We start from the raw sequence: 275 nt of genomic DNA, 5'->3' as shown, positions 1-275 counted from the left end.
GGTGACTACATCATGTATCGAATGGTTACCTTCGATATCTAAGAGAGGCGAGCGCGGAATTGTTTGCGAGTGGACTGGATCTGGGTTTGTTGGTTTCCGTCGCGGTCTTTGTGGCCGCTGTCGCCCTTTTCCTTTTCGGGGCGCTGATCCTTCTGCCGGCATTGCAGACACGAAAACTGGTGACGCAAAGCCTTATTGCCGAAGGAATTGCCGACCGCCGGTCTTTGCTGGGACAGGAGAAACTTGCCAAGATCGCTGCCCAGCGCCCCATCGAT

Annotated in this window: 1 pseudogene; it reads left to right on the top strand. The window is 54.9% G+C overall.

Annotated elements, in window-relative coordinates:
* Positions 1 to 86: 86 nt before the first annotated feature.
* Positions 87 to 275 (top strand): annotated as a pseudogene (locus EOD29_RS31620) (type II secretion system F family protein); the annotation flags it as partial.

Origin of the sequence: Mesorhizobium sp. M1A.T.Ca.IN.004.03.1.1 (genome assembly GCF_003997555.1) — a bacterium.
Taxonomy (GTDB): Bacteria; Pseudomonadota; Alphaproteobacteria; order Rhizobiales; family Rhizobiaceae; genus Mesorhizobium.
This window is presented reverse-complemented; position numbering and strand designations above follow the sequence as displayed.